18 protein-coding genes are annotated in these 17,363 nt (G+C 51.0%); 7 read left to right on the top strand and 11 right to left on the bottom strand.

The genetic code is table 11. From position 1 onward, the window contains the following. The first annotated feature begins 10 nt into the window (after positions 1-10). The 4 genes from AWM70_RS03385 to AWM70_RS03370 are packed head-to-tail and all read left to right on the top strand — an operon-like array spanning position 11 to position 4,176. Positions 11-1,390 carry a YheC/YheD family endospore coat-associated protein gene (locus AWM70_RS03385; protein ID WP_068694344.1) on the top strand — a complete coding sequence of 460 codons (1,380 nt, stop codon included), beginning with the start codon at positions 11-13 and terminating at the stop codon, positions 1,388-1,390. Continuing rightward, the gene (locus tag AWM70_RS03380; RefSeq protein ID WP_206093415.1) at positions 1,387-2,502 is read left to right on the top strand and encodes a YheC/YheD family endospore coat-associated protein; all 1,116 of its coding nucleotides are present in this window, start codon (positions 1,387-1,389) and stop codon (positions 2,500-2,502) included. Before AWM70_RS03385 ends, AWM70_RS03380 begins: the two co-directional genes overlap by 4 nt. Positions 2,503-2,540: 38 nt before the next feature. Beyond that, positions 2,541-3,029 (top strand): GNAT family N-acetyltransferase, encoded by a 489-nt coding sequence (locus AWM70_RS03375; RefSeq protein WP_169823395.1) that lies wholly within the window; start codon positions 2,541-2,543, stop codon positions 3,027-3,029. Positions 3,030-3,051: 22 nt separating this feature from the next. After that, positions 3,052-4,176, top strand: coding sequence for a YheC/YheD family endospore coat-associated protein (locus AWM70_RS03370; RefSeq protein ID WP_335582140.1), 1,125 nt, complete (start codon positions 3,052-3,054; stop codon positions 4,174-4,176). A 22-nt stretch (positions 4,177-4,198) separates the two neighbouring features. Here AWM70_RS03370 and AWM70_RS03365 read toward each other — a convergent pair whose 3' ends face one another. Together AWM70_RS03365 and AWM70_RS03360 are read right to left on the bottom strand one after the other, a co-directional pair. Further along, positions 4,199-4,888: an HAD family hydrolase gene (locus tag AWM70_RS03365; protein WP_068694341.1), complete on the bottom strand. Its 690-nt coding sequence runs from the start codon at positions 4,886-4,888 to the stop codon at positions 4,199-4,201. Between the two features lie 111 nt (positions 4,889-4,999). Continuing rightward, positions 5,000-5,710: a metallophosphoesterase family protein gene (locus AWM70_RS03360; protein WP_068694340.1), complete on the bottom strand. Its 711-nt coding sequence runs from the start codon at positions 5,708-5,710 to the stop codon at positions 5,000-5,002. Between the two features lie 209 nt (positions 5,711-5,919). On the opposite strand from AWM70_RS03360, the gene AWM70_RS03355 reads away from it, so the two are divergent. Further along, the gene (locus tag AWM70_RS03355; protein WP_237167820.1) at positions 5,920-6,993 is read left to right on the top strand and encodes a GGDEF domain-containing protein; all 1,074 of its coding nucleotides are present in this window, start codon (positions 5,920-5,922) and stop codon (positions 6,991-6,993) included. Positions 6,994-7,088: 95 nt separating this feature from the next. On the opposite strand, the gene AWM70_RS03350 is transcribed toward AWM70_RS03355, so the two are convergent. The 8 genes from AWM70_RS03350 to AWM70_RS03315 all read right to left on the bottom strand — a co-directional run bounded on the left by AWM70_RS03350 (position 7,089) and on the right by AWM70_RS03315 (position 14,661). Beyond that, a complete protein-coding gene (locus tag AWM70_RS03350) occupies positions 7,089-7,658 on the bottom strand; it encodes a manganese catalase family protein (RefSeq protein WP_068694338.1) in 570 nt (189 codons plus the stop codon). Between the two features lie 48 nt (positions 7,659-7,706). Continuing rightward, positions 7,707-7,976, bottom strand: a complete 270-nt coding sequence (locus AWM70_RS03345) for a spore coat protein CotJB (RefSeq protein ID WP_068694337.1) — start codon at positions 7,974-7,976, stop codon at positions 7,707-7,709. A 4-nt stretch (positions 7,977-7,980) separates the two neighbouring features. Continuing rightward, complete coding sequence (locus AWM70_RS03340; RefSeq protein WP_068694336.1) at positions 7,981-8,199, bottom strand: spore coat associated protein CotJA; 219 nt, start codon at positions 8,197-8,199, stop codon at positions 7,981-7,983. 256 nt (positions 8,200-8,455) lie between these two features. Further along, on the bottom strand, positions 8,456-9,823 hold the full coding sequence (locus AWM70_RS03335) for a hemolysin family protein (protein WP_068694335.1): 1,368 nt from the start codon (positions 9,821-9,823) through the stop codon (positions 8,456-8,458). A 16-nt stretch (positions 9,824-9,839) separates the two neighbouring features. Beyond that, on the bottom strand, positions 9,840-10,970 hold the full coding sequence (gene yfkAB / locus AWM70_RS03330; RefSeq protein ID WP_068700332.1) for a radical SAM/CxCxxxxC motif protein YfkAB: 1,131 nt from the start codon (positions 10,968-10,970) through the stop codon (positions 9,840-9,842). Between the two features lie 170 nt (positions 10,971-11,140). Further along, entirely contained in the window at positions 11,141-12,250 is a 1,110-nt protein-coding gene (locus AWM70_RS03325) for an HD-GYP domain-containing protein (RefSeq protein ID WP_068694334.1), read from the bottom strand. A 74-nt stretch (positions 12,251-12,324) separates the two neighbouring features. Beyond that, the gene (locus AWM70_RS03320; RefSeq protein ID WP_068694333.1) at positions 12,325-13,155 is read right to left on the bottom strand and encodes an undecaprenyl-diphosphate phosphatase; all 831 of its coding nucleotides are present in this window, start codon (positions 13,153-13,155) and stop codon (positions 12,325-12,327) included. Positions 13,156-13,194: 39 nt separating this feature from the next. After that, positions 13,195-14,661 (bottom strand): bifunctional metallophosphatase/5'-nucleotidase, encoded by a 1,467-nt coding sequence (locus AWM70_RS03315; RefSeq protein ID WP_068694332.1) that lies wholly within the window; start codon positions 14,659-14,661, stop codon positions 13,195-13,197. 102 nt (positions 14,662-14,763) lie between these two features. On the opposite strand from AWM70_RS03315, the gene AWM70_RS03310 reads away from it, so the two are divergent. Together AWM70_RS03310 and AWM70_RS03305 are read left to right on the top strand one after the other, a co-directional pair. Continuing rightward, complete coding sequence (locus AWM70_RS03310; protein WP_068694331.1) at positions 14,764-15,489, top strand: molybdenum cofactor biosynthesis protein; 726 nt, start codon at positions 14,764-14,766, stop codon at positions 15,487-15,489. A gap of 88 nt (positions 15,490-15,577) precedes the next feature. Continuing rightward, positions 15,578-16,624, top strand: a complete 1,047-nt coding sequence (locus tag AWM70_RS03305) for an HD-GYP domain-containing protein (RefSeq protein ID WP_068694330.1) — start codon at positions 15,578-15,580, stop codon at positions 16,622-16,624. Between the two features lie 114 nt (positions 16,625-16,738). On the opposite strand, the gene AWM70_RS03300 is transcribed toward AWM70_RS03305, so the two are convergent. Continuing rightward, positions 16,739-17,359 carry a lysozyme gene (locus tag AWM70_RS03300; protein WP_068694329.1) on the bottom strand — a complete coding sequence of 207 codons (621 nt, stop codon included), beginning with the start codon at positions 17,357-17,359 and terminating at the stop codon, positions 16,739-16,741. Positions 17,360-17,363: the final 4 nt, after the last annotated feature.

The raw sequence follows: 17,363 nt of genomic DNA, 5'->3' as shown, positions 1-17,363 counted from the left end.
AGGATAACCCATGAGTTTGACTTTCTGCAATGTGCACTTTACCCAGCAGCCCCAAAGCATCGTTTATGTATCGGGCTCTCTGCTCAAAAAGCTCAAACTGAGCGGTAAAAAGAAGGTGAATCTGCGGCTGGGCGCTGACCGGATTTATGCATCCGTCAAGCCGATCCGCAAGCCCGGCAATCACCTTTATCTAGCTTCCGGGGTCAGACGGGGGATCCGGGTTCCCAAAACCGGCTCTATCTTCCTGCGCAGTCTGAATCAAAACGACGAGGTGCAGATCGGTCCCCTCATCGGCGTTCTTTCTGACGGACCTACCTCCTCTGCCCAGCAGCCGTTTGGTTCCCGGACCGGATTCATCAAGTCGCTGCTGCGGGAGGGGAGCAGGATGTGTTATATCTTCGCCTTCACCCCCCGGGACATCAACTGGCAGGACGAAACAGTCAACGGCTTTTTCCTGAATGAATCAGGCAGCTTCTACCGTCAGCGCGTTCCGCTGCCTGACGTCGTTTATAATCGTCTGCCGAGCCGGAGAGCGGAGACTACAACCTCGATTCATCAGCTGCGGGAGCGGTTCATCCGCAGAAGAATCCCGTTCTTTAACTGGAGTTTCTTCAACAAATCCGATATTTACCGGCTGCTTGAGCATGACGCCGCCGTAAATAGATATGTGCCGGAATCCATCATTAATCCTACCGGCGACCAAATCAAGGATATGCTGGAGCGGCACTCTATTGTTTATTACAAACCCAGCGGCGGCAGTCTCGGCAATGGCATTTATCGGATCTCTTATGTCCCGCAAAGCGGTTATTTTGTCCGGTACCGGAAGAAATCAGGCAATGCGCTGCAGAAATTCGGCAGCTTCGGCGCTCTGATGCGAACGCTGCAGCGCCGTCACGGCCACGGCCTTCGCAGCTATGTCGTCCAGCAGGGAATCCGGCTGATCGAGGTCGATGGATGTCCGATCGATTTCCGCTTCCACATGCACAAGAACGGCCGCAATCAATGGGCCGTAGTCGGAATCGGAGCCAAGAAGGCCGGTAAAGGCAGCGTCACCACCCACATCAAAAACGGCGGTTCCTTGTTGACACCGCAGCAGGCTTTGACGCGGGCGTTTGGCGCCAAAGGCGAAGAGGTGCTGCGGCGGGCCAAACAAGTCGCCGTTACGCTGGCTGAAAGCATCGAACGGCATCATGAGCATTTGATCGGCGAGCTTGGTTTTGATCTCGGCATCGATAAAGACGAGAATATCTGGATGTTTGAAGCCAATGCCAAACCTGGCCGTTCCATCTTTAAACATCCCCAGCTGAAAGTAGAAGGCCGCGCCTCCATCCAGCACATTCTTGATCACTGCATGTACCTCAGCAAATTCCGGAGGAGGGAGGAAGCATGAGCATCACCAGCCAGGATGACCGCAAACCGGTGATTGCGGTTCTCACCGTCGCTGACCCGGCCCGGAAATTCGCCGGCAACCATGCCAATTTCCGGGACATTCTCAAAACCGGAAAGGAGCTGGGTTATCAGGTGTATGTCCTGACTACTCGCGACCTCAAGCTGGCCGCTGGCCAGGTTCAGGGCTACACCTACCAAGCGGAGGGCAAACAGTGGATTCAGCAGTGGTTCCCGCTGCCGGATATCATTTATAACCGTATCCCCAACCGGGAAGAAGAGAAGAAAGGCGTCATTCAGCGGAAAATCAGCGCCTGCTTAAACCACCCGCAAATTCAGCTGTTTAACCCTTTTTTCTTCAATAAATGGAAGCTGTTCGGCTGGCTGAGGAAATCCAAGCAGACTTCCGGGTTTGTGCCTGCAACCAAACGACTCAGCACCCGTTCTTCTCTGGCGAATATGCTGGCAGAATGTCCTCAGCTCTATCTGAAGCCCGAAAGCGGCAAAGCCGGCAAAGGCATCATGAAGCTGACTTATGACTCCCAGGATAAAAAGCCTTACAAGCTGATTGTTCAAGCACCGAACCGGAATGTGGTCTATAAAACAGGCAAATTCCCGCTGCTCTGGCGCAGGATTCGCCTGGAAACCGACAAGACGCCTTACATCATGCAGCAGGAAATCAAGCTGGCCAGCTATCAGGGACGCCGCTTTGACCTGCGGGTCCTGGTTCAGAAGACGAGCCGCGGCTTCTGGTCCGTAACCGGCATTGGAGCAAGGCTTGCCGGACGCAGAAGAATCACCACCCACGTCCCGCAGGGCGGCAGCGTGGAGAACCCGAGGGAAATGCTGCTGCCTACTTTCGGCAGCGAGAAAACCGACGAGCTGCTGGAATTGACGCGGACCTCCGCGATTGTGATTGCCCGCCAGATTGAGAAAGGCTGCGGGCACCCGCTTGGGGAGATGTCCATGGATTTGGGCGTGGATGCAGACGGAAAGCTCTGGTTCTTTGAAGCCAATTCCAAACCGATGAAATTCGATGAACCGCAGATCCGGCAGAAATCGCTGCAGCGGCTGTTTCATTACAGCAGCTACCTTTCAAAATCAAAGAAAGGGTAACGCCCCTCCATGAAATGTCCAAACAAGGAGGCGATCTGATGCAAATATCCTCCGTTAAACCGGAAGAGCTTGCTTCCTGGGAAAGGTATCACAGCACCCTGCTAGCTTTCGTCCGGAAATATGGATCCAAGCGGATTACGGCGGAGGCTTACCGTTCTATACTCCGCCTGACCCCGCAATCCTTAGCCGAACCCGGCACCGGGATTATGCAGGCTGCGGTGTGGACAGAAGACGGCCGCCGCCTTGCTGGCGTACTTTGTACGGCAGGCTACGGCAAAGACCTGAGCGCAGTCGTGGTACACCCGCTTTATCGCGGCAGAGGCATAGGCACCCTGCTGATGAAAGCGCAGCTGGAGCAAATGGGTCAGCTTAATTGCAAGGTGGCCCTGGATAACCTGGCCAGCCTCAAAATGTGCTTCAAAGCCGGATTGTCAGCCGGCGGGATGACCGCAGGTCCAACCGGTAAACCAACGCTTCTTTTGTCAGGGAAGCCCAGGGACCTTGAAGAACGCTCCGGCAGCCGGTAAGCCAACTTCCCAAATAAAGAAGGTGAATATTTTGCCGCAGCCTGTACTCGGCATTTTGACGCTGTATCTGAATGACAGAAAGCAGCTTGAAGAACGGAAAATCTACGAACGTATGACCCAGGAAGGGCACAGAATCGGCCTGAAGGTCATTGTATTCACCCCTTCCGACGTCAATGCGGAGAAAAACATGATCCAAGCGATGGTATTCGATCCGGTCCAGGGAAAATGGTCGCGTTCCTGGCGGCCTTTTCCCGATATGATCTTTGACCGCTGCCGGATTCAAAGAAGCAAACGTTTCGAGCAGCTCCGCGTCTTCCGCAGACGTTACGGACACCTGCATTTCTTAAACAAACCCTTAAGGGATAAATGGACAATTTACCAAGTGTTGTCCCGCAGGCCCGAGTTCAAGAACTATCTGCCTGACACGGCATACTTCGGTTCACTATCGGATGTATATGCAATGCTCAAGCGAAATAACCGTATCTATATTAAGCCGATCCAGGGCACCGGCGGCCGGGGAATCCTCTGTGTGGAGAAGCTGGGCTCGCAGATGTACAGAATCCAGGGGCGCAACCGGCAGCGGGCTATCGTTCCGCCCCAGAAGCTGCATCTCTCCCGTATGGGTCCCTATTTGCTGAACTGGAAAAAAGGCACCTCCTTTCTTGTACAGGAGGGCATCGACATTATGCTGCCTAACGGACGTGTACACGACTACCGGATGCTCGTCCAGAAAAATGGCAGCGGCGTCTGGTCGGTAACCGGCTGTGCAGGGCGGATTGGCCCGGCACGGAGCGTAACCTCCAACCTGCATGGCGGAGGCCATGCTGCGGAGATGAATACGCTGCTCAGGAAATGGATCCATGCCGAGCAGAAAGTATTTGAAGTCCGCGCCGAAGCCGAGAAAGTCGGCTTGGGCATTGCGTCTTATCTGGATGGGTTTTACGGGCCTTTATGCGAGCTGGCGCTGGATTTGGCAATTGACCGCAGCGGCCGTATTTACGTGCTGGAGGTCAATCCCAAACCGGCCCGGGAAGTATTTGCCCGAAGCGGCGACAAGGAGGCGTACCGCAACGCTATTCTGAAGCCGCTGGAATACGCTTTATGGTCATACCGACAGAAAGCCAAAAAAACAGACCCTTCTGATTGAGGGTCTGTTTGCGTTTTGGCTGTTATTTTTCCGCCTGCTCGTATAAGGTCAGCAGCTGGCTGAAATCGGTAATCAGCACGTCCGAACCTTTCAGTTCATCTTCTTTGCCAAACCCGGCATAAGCGCAGCCGATCACGGTCTGCCCGTTTTTCCGGCCGGCTTCTACATCCGAGGAGCGGTCTCCGACCATCCAGATTCGCTCCAATCCGTGATCCTCCATCAGCCGGCGAAGCAGATCCACTTTGGATAACGTTGCATATTCACCGGCACTGTATAGACCGTCAAACAAGGGCGCAATCTGATGAACATCAGCCACCCCTTTGACATAATGCTCCAGTCCGTTGCTGGCCACAAACAGCTTCACACCGCGGTTATGCAGTTCCTGAAGCGTCTCGGGGACGGACGGATACAGCTCCGAAGTCGCCTCCTGCAGCCCTTGAAGCTCAAATTTCAGCAGCAGCTCATCGGCCCTGCGGTGAACATGAACCTGCTCATGGGGCATAACCGTCTTCCAAATATCTTCAAGCAGCATCCCCAGGCTGCCAAGCATCAGATGTTCCGGTGGCGTCTCTCCCGTATACAGCCCCTCTTCGCGCAGCTGGTTAAATACGTTGTGATAAGCGGGAATCAGCAGGGTTTCCGTCTTAAACAATGTCCCGTCCATATCAAATACGATCGCTTGCGGTTTAGTCAGCTGTCGGCTGGTTTCCATGATTTCCTGTCTCCTCCTGGCATCCGCTGCATGCGGATTTTTATCATTCGTCTCTGCTTCTTTCCTGATCATAAAATAGTCGGCCGCTCATTGCAAAACAATGCTGAGCGTTCATCGCACATAATAAACGATTCCGTTCGTGACATCCAGCGCATTAAGCTGTCCGCCGAATACAGCCCCGCCGTCGATGCCGATAATATTATTCTCCCCGTAATACACATGATTGTTAGCCGGGTCCCCATGAAGGACGCTGGTCGGCGTGTGGCCGAACACCACCTTTTTCTCCCCGGCATATCCGTTATGGAACGGAGTCCGTATCCACATCAGCGTGTAGGGAGGCGTCTGGTCCAGTTCCTGCTCAGGGTCCACGCCCCCATGAACAAAAATAAAATCGTCGGTTTCGATATAATGGTCCAGACTCTGTACAAATTCAAGATGTTTCCACAGCTCCGGTGAATACATGACCGGCATACGGAAAGCATCGCCCGTTCCCCTGGCCTCAATATCGCGCTCAAACAATCCGTAGCTCAGCAGGGTTCGATCCCCGCCATTGCGCACCACCCAGCGGTTCCAAGCCTGTTCTTCCTTGGTGGTCAACGCCTGAATCATCAAATCTTCATGATTGCCTTTCAGCACCCATGCCCCTTGTTTCCGGAGACTGATGACCAAATCGAGCACCTGCCTGGAATCCGGCCCCCGGTCGATATAATCCCCAAGCAGCACGAGCTGATCTTTATCCGGCTTGTAATCGGCCGCCTTAAGCAGCCTGGTCAGCTTGTCCAGTTCCCCGTGAATATCGCTGACGGCAATAATCCTGTCCATAACCGTTCCTCCTGTAAGTCCCTGATGTGCTCCGAATTCTCTCATTTCTCTTCTTCGACTTCTATCATAAAGGCAAACCCTGGAGTCTAGCAAACAAGACATGAATCCGAAAATGCCGTAAAACTTGTTGGCAGGCAGGAGGGATTAATTTACAATGAATCTGTTAGCTGCTTGTCCGACATCCTATTTGTGTGGTGAAACCCTTGAACATGTCCGAATTTTTTACCCCATCCGCCCTCTCCCTGCACAGACAAAGCATCTGGATTCGTTGGTTTCTGAGGATCTACTGGATTATCATTGTCCTTCACGATGCGGCTCAGCTGTTTGCTTACTGGTTTTTACCCTACGACATTACAATTCGCGACTTCTATATGGATATCTTATTGTATCCTACCCTCATGATGGGGACGGCGGTTGTTATTGCGGAGATGATTCACAAATGGGCACCCAAATACACCTTTTTCAGTTTATTTGGAGCAGGCGCAGTCCTGTCTTTGGAGATCATCCATTTGAACATGGATATCCGGATCATTACCGCGCTGCTGCTGCTGCCTATAATCGCTTCGACGATTTTTTTCCGGATCGATTTGACGCTGTTTACTTCCGTTCTGCAAACCGGCGTATTCCTAGGAATGTATTACGGGGATGCCTGGTTCCGCACATTTCTGACAGGTTATGATGTGATTGCGGTCCCTCTATTTTTGTTTGTAAGCACCCTGGTCTCAACCATCATCATCATCAGCGGACGAGAGCTCGTCAAGGACCTGGAGTTGGCCCAGAAAGAGAAACGGCATATTATGAGGCAGTCGAGGAAAGACGCACAAACCGGACTTTATAATCACAGCACGTTTCAGCATTTTTTTGACACCGCACTAGAGCATGGGCATCAAGGCGAGGGTTTTCACCTGGCGCTGCTGGACATCGATAATTTTAAAATGGTCAACGACCAATACGGCCACCGGGCCGGAGATCTTATTCTTCTTAATGTCTCCAGGATCATCCGCGAGAATCTGGAGCCGGGCGACCGGGCCTTCCGTTATGGGGGCGAGGAATTCGCCCTGCTTCTCTACGGCAAAGAGCTGGACGAAGCTTACACGATGCTGGAAGCCATTCGCAGCAAAATATCCTCTACAGACTTCAAAGAACTTGGCGGGAAAGCGGTAACCGTCAGCATAGGACTAAAAAGCTACAGCCGTGGTATTTCCCGGGAAAGTCTGTTTGAAGAGACCGATTCCCTGCTCTATCAGGCCAAACGCTCCGGTAAAAATCAAATCGCCATGTAAACGAAACAAAGGGACCACTCCGGATTTGGAGCGTCCCTTTTTTTAAAAAATCCAATCTTGATTTCAACCCTTCGATTGCCCCGTTACTCAAGAGATCAGAAAATCTTTTTCGCTCCCCGGTCATCCTTCAATATCTCCACCGCTTCCCTGAAGCGGAGGGAATGCACGATTTCACGCTCACGCAGGAACTTCAGGCCGTCCTGGATGTCGACATCGTCGGTCATATCGATCAGCCATTGGTATGTAGCACGGGCCTTCTCCTCCGCCGCGATATCTTCATAAAGGTCCGCAATCGGGTCCCCTTTGGCTTGAATGTAAGTAGCCGTCCAAGGGACACCTGCCGCGTTTTGATAATACAAAGCGCTGTCGTGATTGACGTAATGCGGATCAAGTCCCGCTGCTTTCAGCTGTTCGACGGTTGCATCTTTGGTCAGCTTATATACCATTGTGGCAATCATTTCCAGATGGGCAAATTCTTCAGTTCCTATGTCATTGAGCAGTCCAATGACTTTGTCGGGAATTGTATAACGCTGGTTCAGGTACCTCAAGGCTGCGGCTAACTCTCCGTCTGCTCCTCCGTACTGCTCAAGCAGCAGCTTCGCCATTCGGGGATCACATTTGCTTACCCGGACCGGATACTGCAGTTTCTTCTCATAAACCCACATTCAAACGACCCCTCCTAAAAATAAAATAGCCGGCCGCAGAGGCAGGCTTTACACCTGCCACGGCCACGGTACTTGCGGCCATTCAAACGGATAACGGCTGTAGGCGCGTCCGAACCCTTGAAGCGGTCCGTATTTCTCCTGGAAGACATTAGCCAGCTGCGTACGTTCCTGGGTCAGCACATTAAATTGCTTGATGGCCTGCAGGTCATCCGGGTGGGTGTCGAGGTACAAATTTAGCTCCACCAGCACAAAATCAAGCGCCTGAAGCTGCTCCAGCAGCTCATAGAACTCGGGCTCACAAGGTTTTTGCGGTTCCATCTGCTTATTGCCCCTTTCCCCATCTGGATTCGTAAGGGCTGTAAAGAGCCGGCCACAAGGTGCCTTTAAACAAAGCTTCTTGTGGACTAAATTGCGGCAGATTTGGCGGCTGGAAAGGAATGAACAACTGCGGCGGCGTCTGGAAGGTTTTGGTTAAGATTGGAGGACAAGGATCAAATGGCCCAACAAAGGGATGAAACACTCGCACCTGAGAGAATTCCAAAATTTAAACCTCCTTCGGTTGTTTTGCATATTCAGACCGACATAAATAAGCCTAAATCGCAGATCACCTACTCCTAACATATGACAAACGCCTAGAAAATGAACTCGACCAGGTTGATTATTCCCAAAAAATTTCAATCCGCGGCCTCTAAGCCGGTCCTCCCCAGCACATGCAGAAAACCCGGAAAGCCGCAGCAGCTGCGGTCCTTCCGGGTTTCTTGTCAGTAAAGCTATGCTATGCATGGTCTGATAAAAGCTTATGTTTCTTCTAGAGAGCCGGAACCGGCTTCCTGATCCTCGGCAGGTTTCTCCAAACGATAAATATTGACGCGCGTAATCCGCAGTCTGGCGGCTTCCGCCACTTCGAACACCACATTGTCGTGCTCGATCTTCTTCCCTTTGAGCGGGGCGCCTTCGAGCTCTTTGAACAGCCAGCCGCCAATGGAATCCACTTCTTCGTCTTCGATATCCGTTCCCGTAAGATCGTTCACTTCCTCGATGAGCAACCGGCCATCGACAGAATAGACGCCATCCTTCAGAATTTCTACCTCAGGACGTTCGTCCTCGAATTCATCATGCAAATCGCCGACGATTTCTTCTAAAATCTCTTCGGCCGTCAGCAGCCCCGCCGTTCCTCCATATTCATCGACAACGAGCGTCATTTGGGAATGACGGGTCTGCATGAGGCGCAGCACATGACTGATCTCCATAGATTCCGGTACATTCAGAATCGGGCGAATGATCGCCTCCAGATTTTTGTTTCTTCCGGGATCGGGCAGCAGCATGTCCGTTATATGTACAAAACCGATAATCTGGTCTTTATCCTCGCGGGCAACCGGGTAACGGGAATGCCTGGTTTCCGCGACAATTTTCAGATTTTCTTCCCAGGATAAGTTGGTATACAGACAGTCCATATCCGTACGGGGAAGCATAATTTCACGAGCCAGCAAATCCGAGAAATCAAAGATGTTATCCATCAGTTTCATTTCATCTTTGTCGATAGCGCCGCTCTTGGCGCTTTGATTCATCAGAATGCGGATTTCCTCTTCCGAATGAGCCGCATCAAGCTCGCTGGCCGGCTCCACGCCAATCAGCTTGAGGATGCCGTTGGCTGCCGTATTCAGCAGCCAGATCACCGGCATAAACAGCTTATAGAAATACATTAGCGGCGCGGATAACCAAAGCGTAGTGCCTTCCGTCTTCTGGATGGCCAGCGACTTTGGAGCCAGTTCGCCGAGCACGATATGCAGGAAGGTGATCACAAAAAATCCGACAGCCACCGAAACCGTTTTGATCAAGGTACTGTCTGTAACTCCCAACCGGTGCATCAGCGGCTCAATCAGCAGTTCGGACACCGCCGGCTCTCCCACCCAGCCGAGACCCAGGGAAGCCAAAGTAATTCCCAGCTGGGTTGCGGACAAATACGCGTCCAGCCTTTGGTTCACCTTCAAGGCATAACCGGCCCGCCGGTTTCCTTCACTCACGAGCTGGGTCAGTCTGGACTGTCTCATTTTAACCAGGGAAAATTCAGCGGCCACAAATACGCCGTTCAGAAAAACCAGAACAAAAACGAGCAGTAAATTCAAAAAAAGTTTGCCTATTTCGAATTCCGTGTGACTGGGCAAAACCAACGCCTCATTTCTATAAAGTAATCGCTTTGCGCGATTTGAAATCGGTATCTTTATAATACATGTCTGCTACCAGAAGATTAGGCCCGCAGCAATTGGCCGACTCGCAGAAGCAGTTCACGCTTCCTGATAATGGATGTTCGGTCAGCCAGCGCTCGAAAATATCGTCCAGCTTTTGATCCGCAATATTGCCGAAAGAAGGAATGGCCGCAAAATCGGTCACAAAGACGTCGCCGGTAAACAGATTTACATTTACCCGGTTGCGTCCGTCCGGATCGTTGCGAACCGTCACCTTTTTTTCCTTCCGCAGCCGGGACACCAGCTCCTGATCCTCCGAATTAAAGCTGCAGGCAAAAAACGGCAGGGTGCCAAACAGCATCCAAACCTCAGGGTCGCGCGCGTCAAGCAGCTGATGAATCGCCGCCCGCATGTCCTCCAAAGACAAGACCGGCAAACCTTCTGCAAAATCGGCGGCATACATCGGATGCACTTCATGGCGCTTACAGCCCATCTCCAGAATCAGCCGGTGGATTTCCGGCAATTTCCGGTGTGTACGATAGTTTATCATGGATTCCGCCGAAATAAACATACCGTCCTGACTTAATCTGTAGGCATTGTTAATCATAGCGTCATACATCCTGGAAGCGGCCTCCAGGCTGACCGGATGCCCGCTTCGCGCAAAGCCCACCTCATGGAAGTCCTTCACATCCGTGTAATTGAAAGAAATATGCATAACGTCCAAATAAGGCAGCAATTTCTCATACCGCCCGTAGTCCAAAGTGAGGTTGGAGTTGATTTGGGAACGAATTCCCCGTTCTTTGGCATATTTCAGGAGAGGAATGATCTTCTCCTCCACCGTCTTCAAACGGAAGGAAGGTTCGCCTCCAGTAATGCTGATGGTCTCCAAATGCTCGACCTCTTCCAGCCTTCTCAGCATCAGATCCAGCGGGATTTGTTCGGGCTCCTTCAGCACAAGACTGTCGCCGACCGCACAATGCTCGCAACGCATATTACAAAGGTTAGTGACAGTCATCTCCACGCTGGTCAGCCGGTGCCGGCCGAATTTGCGCAGAGACCGGATCGGATCCCAGGGATCATTGACCGGAGAAATGGCCTGCGGTTCACCTTGCGAAATGCTACTCATATTCATGATTTACTCACCTTATCCTATTATTAACCTGATCATTGCTGTGCAATAGCTTTGACCGATGTTTTTTTGTATACGTCCTATCATACCATGAAATGCCTTTTCTCCGCACATTCCATGCCGGATTAACAAACAGACCCGTCCGGCATGGACGAGTCTGTCTCCAGTTAAACCTGTTCAAGTTTGGGCAGGGCCGATTCATTATCGATGCCGGTAATGACAAGATTCAGCTTCTTCATCAGATCAAGTTCATAAGGCGTCTGCAGCTCCTCGTGCCCCGGACCATACAGCACCCGAACAACGGGCCTCTGCGGAGCAAAAGGATGGATTCGCGATACGACGCCCACTTCCCCGGTATTCAGCACGACCGTCATGCCAAGCGGGTAAATCGCAACATGATCGCGGAAGATCTCCAGCTTTTGTTTGTCATATAAAGTTCCGCAGCCTGCGTATAAAATTTCTACAGCCTGGTGAGGCAGCAGCGCCTGGTTATAAACCCGCTGAGAAGTCATCGCATCATAAGAGTCCGCAATGCTGATCCACTGGGCATACTCATGGATGTCGCTGCCCATCAAGCCGCGGGGATAACCGCTGCCGTCTATCCGCTCGTGATGCTGATAAGCGCAGTGCGCCGCCTGAAGCGGAATTCCCGGCTCATCCTTGAGCATCCTGTAGCCGATTTCGGCATGCTGCTTCATCACCTCAAATTCAACCTGGCTAAGCCGCTCGGGCTTGTGCAGAATCGCCGGGTCAATTTTGACTTTTCCGATATCGTGGAGAACAGCCCCAAGTCCCAAAACGGTCAGCTCCCGCTGGCTGTAGCCAAAAGCCTTGCCCAACATAAGCGTGTAGATACAAACATTTAGCGAATGACGGAACAGCGTGTGGTCGGCCGTATGAATATTTCCCAGCATGATCAGCACGTTATCCCTGCTGCCCAGGTCCTTCATAATGGACTCCACCACATTCAGAAAAGCTTTGCCCAAATAAGGATAAACCAGGCCTTTTAATGAATGATTGGAAATTTTAAGAAAATTCGTCCGGAGCTCCTGAATCGCCATCCGCTCCGTTTCTGCCGAAATAAGCTCAGGAATCTGAATATCTTGGGTTCTTGGATCCGAGATATAAACAAAATCTATTCCCAGCGATGAAAGCCTTTTGATCAGAGAAGCCGTCAGCTCGACCTCATCCGACAGCAGGATCAGCCCATCGTCATTGTAAATCTTTTGAGCTAGTCTCATTCCCGGCTGCAGCGACTTAACTGGAAGTAAACGCAACGTGCCCCACTCCGTATCTGTACGTTATGTTGGAGATGCTTGGTCTCTTATTCAGGTTATAAATACCAGGCTGTTTAGTTCATGATGAAGATCCAGAATAAAGCGGCCAGCACGAAACGGTAATAAGCGAAATGCCGTAGTTTAACCTTTTGAATCAGTTTCAAGAAAGCAAGCACAACCAGATAGGCAACGATAAACGAAACGACGAAGCCGATAGCAAAGGCCAGCAGCGTGTCCGAGTTCAGATCCTTATAGGAATCCAGCAGCTCGTATCCCGAAACGGCAATCATGATCGGAACCGCAATCAGGAAAGAGAAATCGGCCGATGCCCGGTAGCTTACCCCTGCGATCATGCCCCCCGAAATGGTGGAGCCAGAGCGGGAGAAGCCGGGCCAGAGCACGGAGATACATTGGAACAGCCCGATCAGAAAAGCTTGCGTATAGCTGATTTGATCAATGTCTTCAGCCGAAACGCGGGCGAACCGCTTGTTATACCATTCCGCAAAGATCATAAAAAGGCCGCCGACAACAAGCGCCCACAGCACGGTAGAAGCGCTGAACAAACTTTTGATATGATCCTTGAATATGTACCCGATAGCCAGTGCCGGCACGATGCCAAGCAGCACGTGGATCAGGTTTAATTTCCCGGCCGGTTTGCCGATTGCTCTGGAGGTTTGGCTATCCTTCTGCAGGCCCAGCAAATTCAAAATCCGGTACCGGTAGACCCAGGCAATCGCCAGAATGGCCCCCAGCTGAATCACAATTTCAAATGAATTCATCACGGAGGATTGGTCGTCGTACCCCATTAATCTTGATGTCAGGATCATATGTCCTGTGGAAGAGACCGGGATAAATTCCGTAATCCCTTCGACTATGCCTAAAATAATGGCAACAATAATATCCATGTTTTCCTCCTGGTTTATCTTATTTAATGATTTTGCCGATTAATGCTCAGGCTGCTTGTGCCATCTGGATGATAAGCTCTGCTCGACAGCCCCTGGTGTTTGCAGTTCCAGGCGGAGCAGATCTCTTAAGAATTCGGGCAGGATAAACACCTTCTCTGTACCAAACGAAAGGGATTTATACCCTATGCCAAAGGTGAACATGTCCAATGTTCCTACATCATACTCGATTTCAGGGACAATCGGAACCCCCTCGATAGTAGCCTTGCTTATTCGACTAAAGGGGGCGCGGGAAGGATCGTATTCAATCTCCATGCCATCGACGCACAGAGACCCCAGCACCTTGCCGCGGAACCCGAATCCGTAAATCGGCCTGGCTGTTGTCTCCGGAATCAGCGATTCCTCCAGGCTTTGGAGAATGTACGCCCCTTTCAGCTTCATACGGCAGGGATTGATAGGCGAAGGGCATAAGGCATGGAGCACCCCCTCGGAGATTTCCCCATCCGGCAGCTCGCCCAGAAGCTGGCCTGAATTGACGATCGCGATCTGGCTGCCTGTGAAGCGGCGGACGGATTGAGCCAGCAGATTGGCAAAAGGAGACTCGCCGTCGTACTGCACCGGAAGAACCTGCTGCGTAATAGCTACGGTACGCTTCAACTGCTCGGCCGCATGTCTGGCATGAATGGCGATGGCTTCACCAACCTTGTTGAGCGGCTCCCTCTCGCCCTCCCGGCCAACCGCAGGCGGATCCACTTTCAGAACCCCTCCCTCTTGCACAGAGGTTTGACCTGCAGGGTTCCGCCCGATCAGGATTCTGCCCAGGTAATGGCCGTATTTCTCCGCTGCTGCCAGACAAGTTTCCTTAATATATAGAGGTTCTTCCAGCAAATGATGGGAATGTCCTCCCAAAATCAGATCGATTCCCCGGACCTCCTCCGCCAGCTGCTCATCCATTCGCAGTCCCAAATGGGACATCAGGATTACAAAATCGACCTGACCGCGGATCTGCTCAACCTGCGATCGTATGGACTCAATGGGATCGAGAGCTTCCCAGCCCAGAATTCGGTAGAACTCGGAGAAAGCGGCGGTGGCCCCGATTAAACCGATGGTAAAGCCCGCTTTCACGACAATATGATGTTCTTTCATCCACCCAGGCGCTGCCCCGGTTGAAGTCTCTTTGATATTGCAGCAAACCACGGGACACTGCAGCCCTGCATAAGCCTGCTCCAGCAGCTCTGGCGTAAAAGTAAGCCCTTCGTTATTACCGATGGTCACGGCATCATACCCGGTCAGATTCAGCACGTCGACATTGGCCTGGCCAAGCGTGCCTTCCGTTTCCACTGCGGCCCGGTCCATATGGTCGCCGATGTCCAGCAGCAGAAGATCGTCCCGCCAAATCTGACGCTCCGCTTCGATCATCTCGGAGAGCTGCACCATTGCACCGAAATGGCTGTGGATATCGTTAGTGTGAAGTATCATCAGCTGTTCTGATTCTGTATGTTGCTGCATCCCGTTATTCGCTCTCCTTTCGGTACCGGTTGCCGGTCATCCACTACTTCTCTTATGATATATTATACTTATATAATAAGAGAAATTTGAGGAGATTAGAATATGAACCTTCGGATCCAACTTTTCGCCGGTCTTGCAGAGGCCATAGGCTCGACTTTTATTAACGTAGAACTGGGAGAAAAAGTTTCCGTTACCGCGGCAGAATTAAAATCGCTCCTGACAGAGCTTTATCCGCAGGCCTCCAGCCAAATCGCCCAAGCTTTCCTGGCCGTAAATCATGAATATGCAGCAGATGAAGCGCCCATTACCCTGAATGACGAGATCGCCCTGATCCCGCCAGTTTCAGGCGGAGAGCCTTCCGCAGATTCCATACAAAGCGCAGACGGCTTATATCATTTGACTTCGCTTCCTTTAAATGTAGAGGAAATCACCCAGCGCGTTATTCACCCGGACCACGGGGCATCTTTGGTATTTGTCGGAACAACCCGGGAAATGACCGCAGGCAAACGTACCGTTTATCTGGAATATGAAGCGTATGCTCCTATGGCGCTCAAGAAACTGCAATGGATTGGGGCTGAAATCGGCCTGAAATGGCCGGGAGCTTTGTGCGCAATCAGCCACCGGACCGGCAAAGTCGATATCGCCGAAGCCAGTGTCGTGATCGCCGTGTCGGCTCCGCATCGCGAAAGCTGCTATGAAGCCAGCCGTTATGCGATCGAGCAGCTCAAGCGAATAGTCCCGATTTGGAAAAAAGAAATATGGGACGACGGCTCTGAATGGAAAGGCGCACAGCAAGGACCATGGAACCCTATATCTGAAAAGAACTGATTCTGTCGAACCGTGAATAGGATTGTCAATCCATATATTGCCTGATATATTAAGGTATATAATACTTTAGTAGAAGGTGGATGGTCCTGTGCGAATGCATGTTATGGAACTTCGTCCTGGTGATCGGGTGACGGAGGATATTTTTAACAGCTTTGGTGTGTTTGTTCTTCAACGGGGAGCCTCGCTAACCGATGAAGCCATCGTGAAGCTTGTTCAGCATGGCATCGATTACGTAGACGTTGAACCACCGATCAAAGATGTCCCCTCCTCCCCGAATCAATCCCTGTCAGCCTCCCTTCTGAATTTAAAACCCAAATTCGAAGGCGCCATCGATGTTTTTGAAACGCTTTTTTTGGAATCTCTGGCAAATGGCAAATTCAGCGATGAAGGTATTGATGAAACTCTTAAACCTCTCATGGACGATCTGACAGCTCAAAAAGACGTTGTTTCCCTGCTGATGATGTTTAACCACCAAGACGAATACACCTACAACCACTCGCTCCAGGTCGGACTTCTTTCTTTCTACATCGCGGTGTGGATGGGTTACGACCAAGAAGAAGCCTATAAAATAGGCAAAGCAGGTTATTTGCATGATATGGGAAAATGTATGATCCCTCCCCACATCCTTAACAAACCCGGCAAGCTTACTGAAGAGGAATTCGAATTTATCAAGAAACACACCCATTATGGTTACGAATTGATCCTCAACTCAACAGGTGACGAAACTGCGGCATTAGTAGCAAGACAACACCATGAACGGGATGACGGTACCGGTTATCCTTACGGTTTATACAAAGAAGAAATTCACCCTTATGCCCGTATAACGGCAGTAGCGGATACATATAGCGCCATGACCTCCAAGAGAGTCTACCAATCCAAGAAAGAACAGCTGACAACCTTGCAGGAGCTGTACAAGCTCAGCTTTGGCCAATTAAGCGGCGAAGCCGTGCAGGCTTTGATCCGGCATTTAATTCCCAACTTCATCGGCAAAAAAGTCCTGCTGACTACCGGTGAAACCGGTCATATCGTCATGACCAACCATTCCGATTTCTTCCGGCCTTTGGTGAAGACCGAAACCCGGTTTGCGGACCTGGCCAAAGAGCCGGAGACGGCGATTCAGGAAGTGTTTATGTAAGATAAGCTTTACCCGCTTATATTTTATTAGCTTTTTTAAAAAGATCACGAACCAAAGATAAGGCATAGCCTTGTCTTTGGTTTTTTATTATTCATTACGGCTTCTAAAAAGCCATTAGTTTGGCCTTACGGCCAAAACAAAGGTCAACCAGGTAAGCTCCGTATGCGTAAGCGTCTTGTTCTCAATCTTCTCCAGCCATGCTTTATCCGTAATCACCGAGCGATTAAGCAGCGACTTTACGTTTTGGGCCAGGATGTCCCATTGATATTGACTAAAATCCAAGGGTTTCCCCGCCTCTCGTTTACAGAATAAATCCAGTTCAGCAGATCTACGTTTCACCAAGCCAGTCAATACCATGCCGCTTGATTTGTTGTATTTGGTGATGTTCTCAGCAATTTGAGCGATTGTACGTCCCTTACATAGATTGCTGAGATTGCCTGGACCGCAGTTGTAGCAGAAGCTGACCAAAGCATCAAATTGGTTTTGCGTAAGCTGCGCCGTAACCGGTACATAAGCAGGGTCGTTCACATAAGCCTCGAATTTGAGCAAATCGCTGGCAAGCAAGCTTTCAGCCTGCTGCTGCGTGATCGTCATCTTCTCTTTCACATCCGGACCACAGTGTCCATAACCGATTGTATAGTAGGCTTCATCGGGAACCGCCTTGTATGCCGTTAACCGGCAGCCTTCAAAAGACTTGATCAGATCAATGCCTGCCTGAGAGATTTGTCGAACCATTATT

It is taken from the genome of Paenibacillus yonginensis (assembly GCF_001685395.1).
Taxonomy (GTDB): Bacteria; Bacillota; Bacilli; order Paenibacillales; family Paenibacillaceae; genus Fontibacillus; species Fontibacillus yonginensis.
Note: the sequence above shows the minus strand (reverse complement) of the source record. Positions and strands in the feature narration are given on the sequence as shown.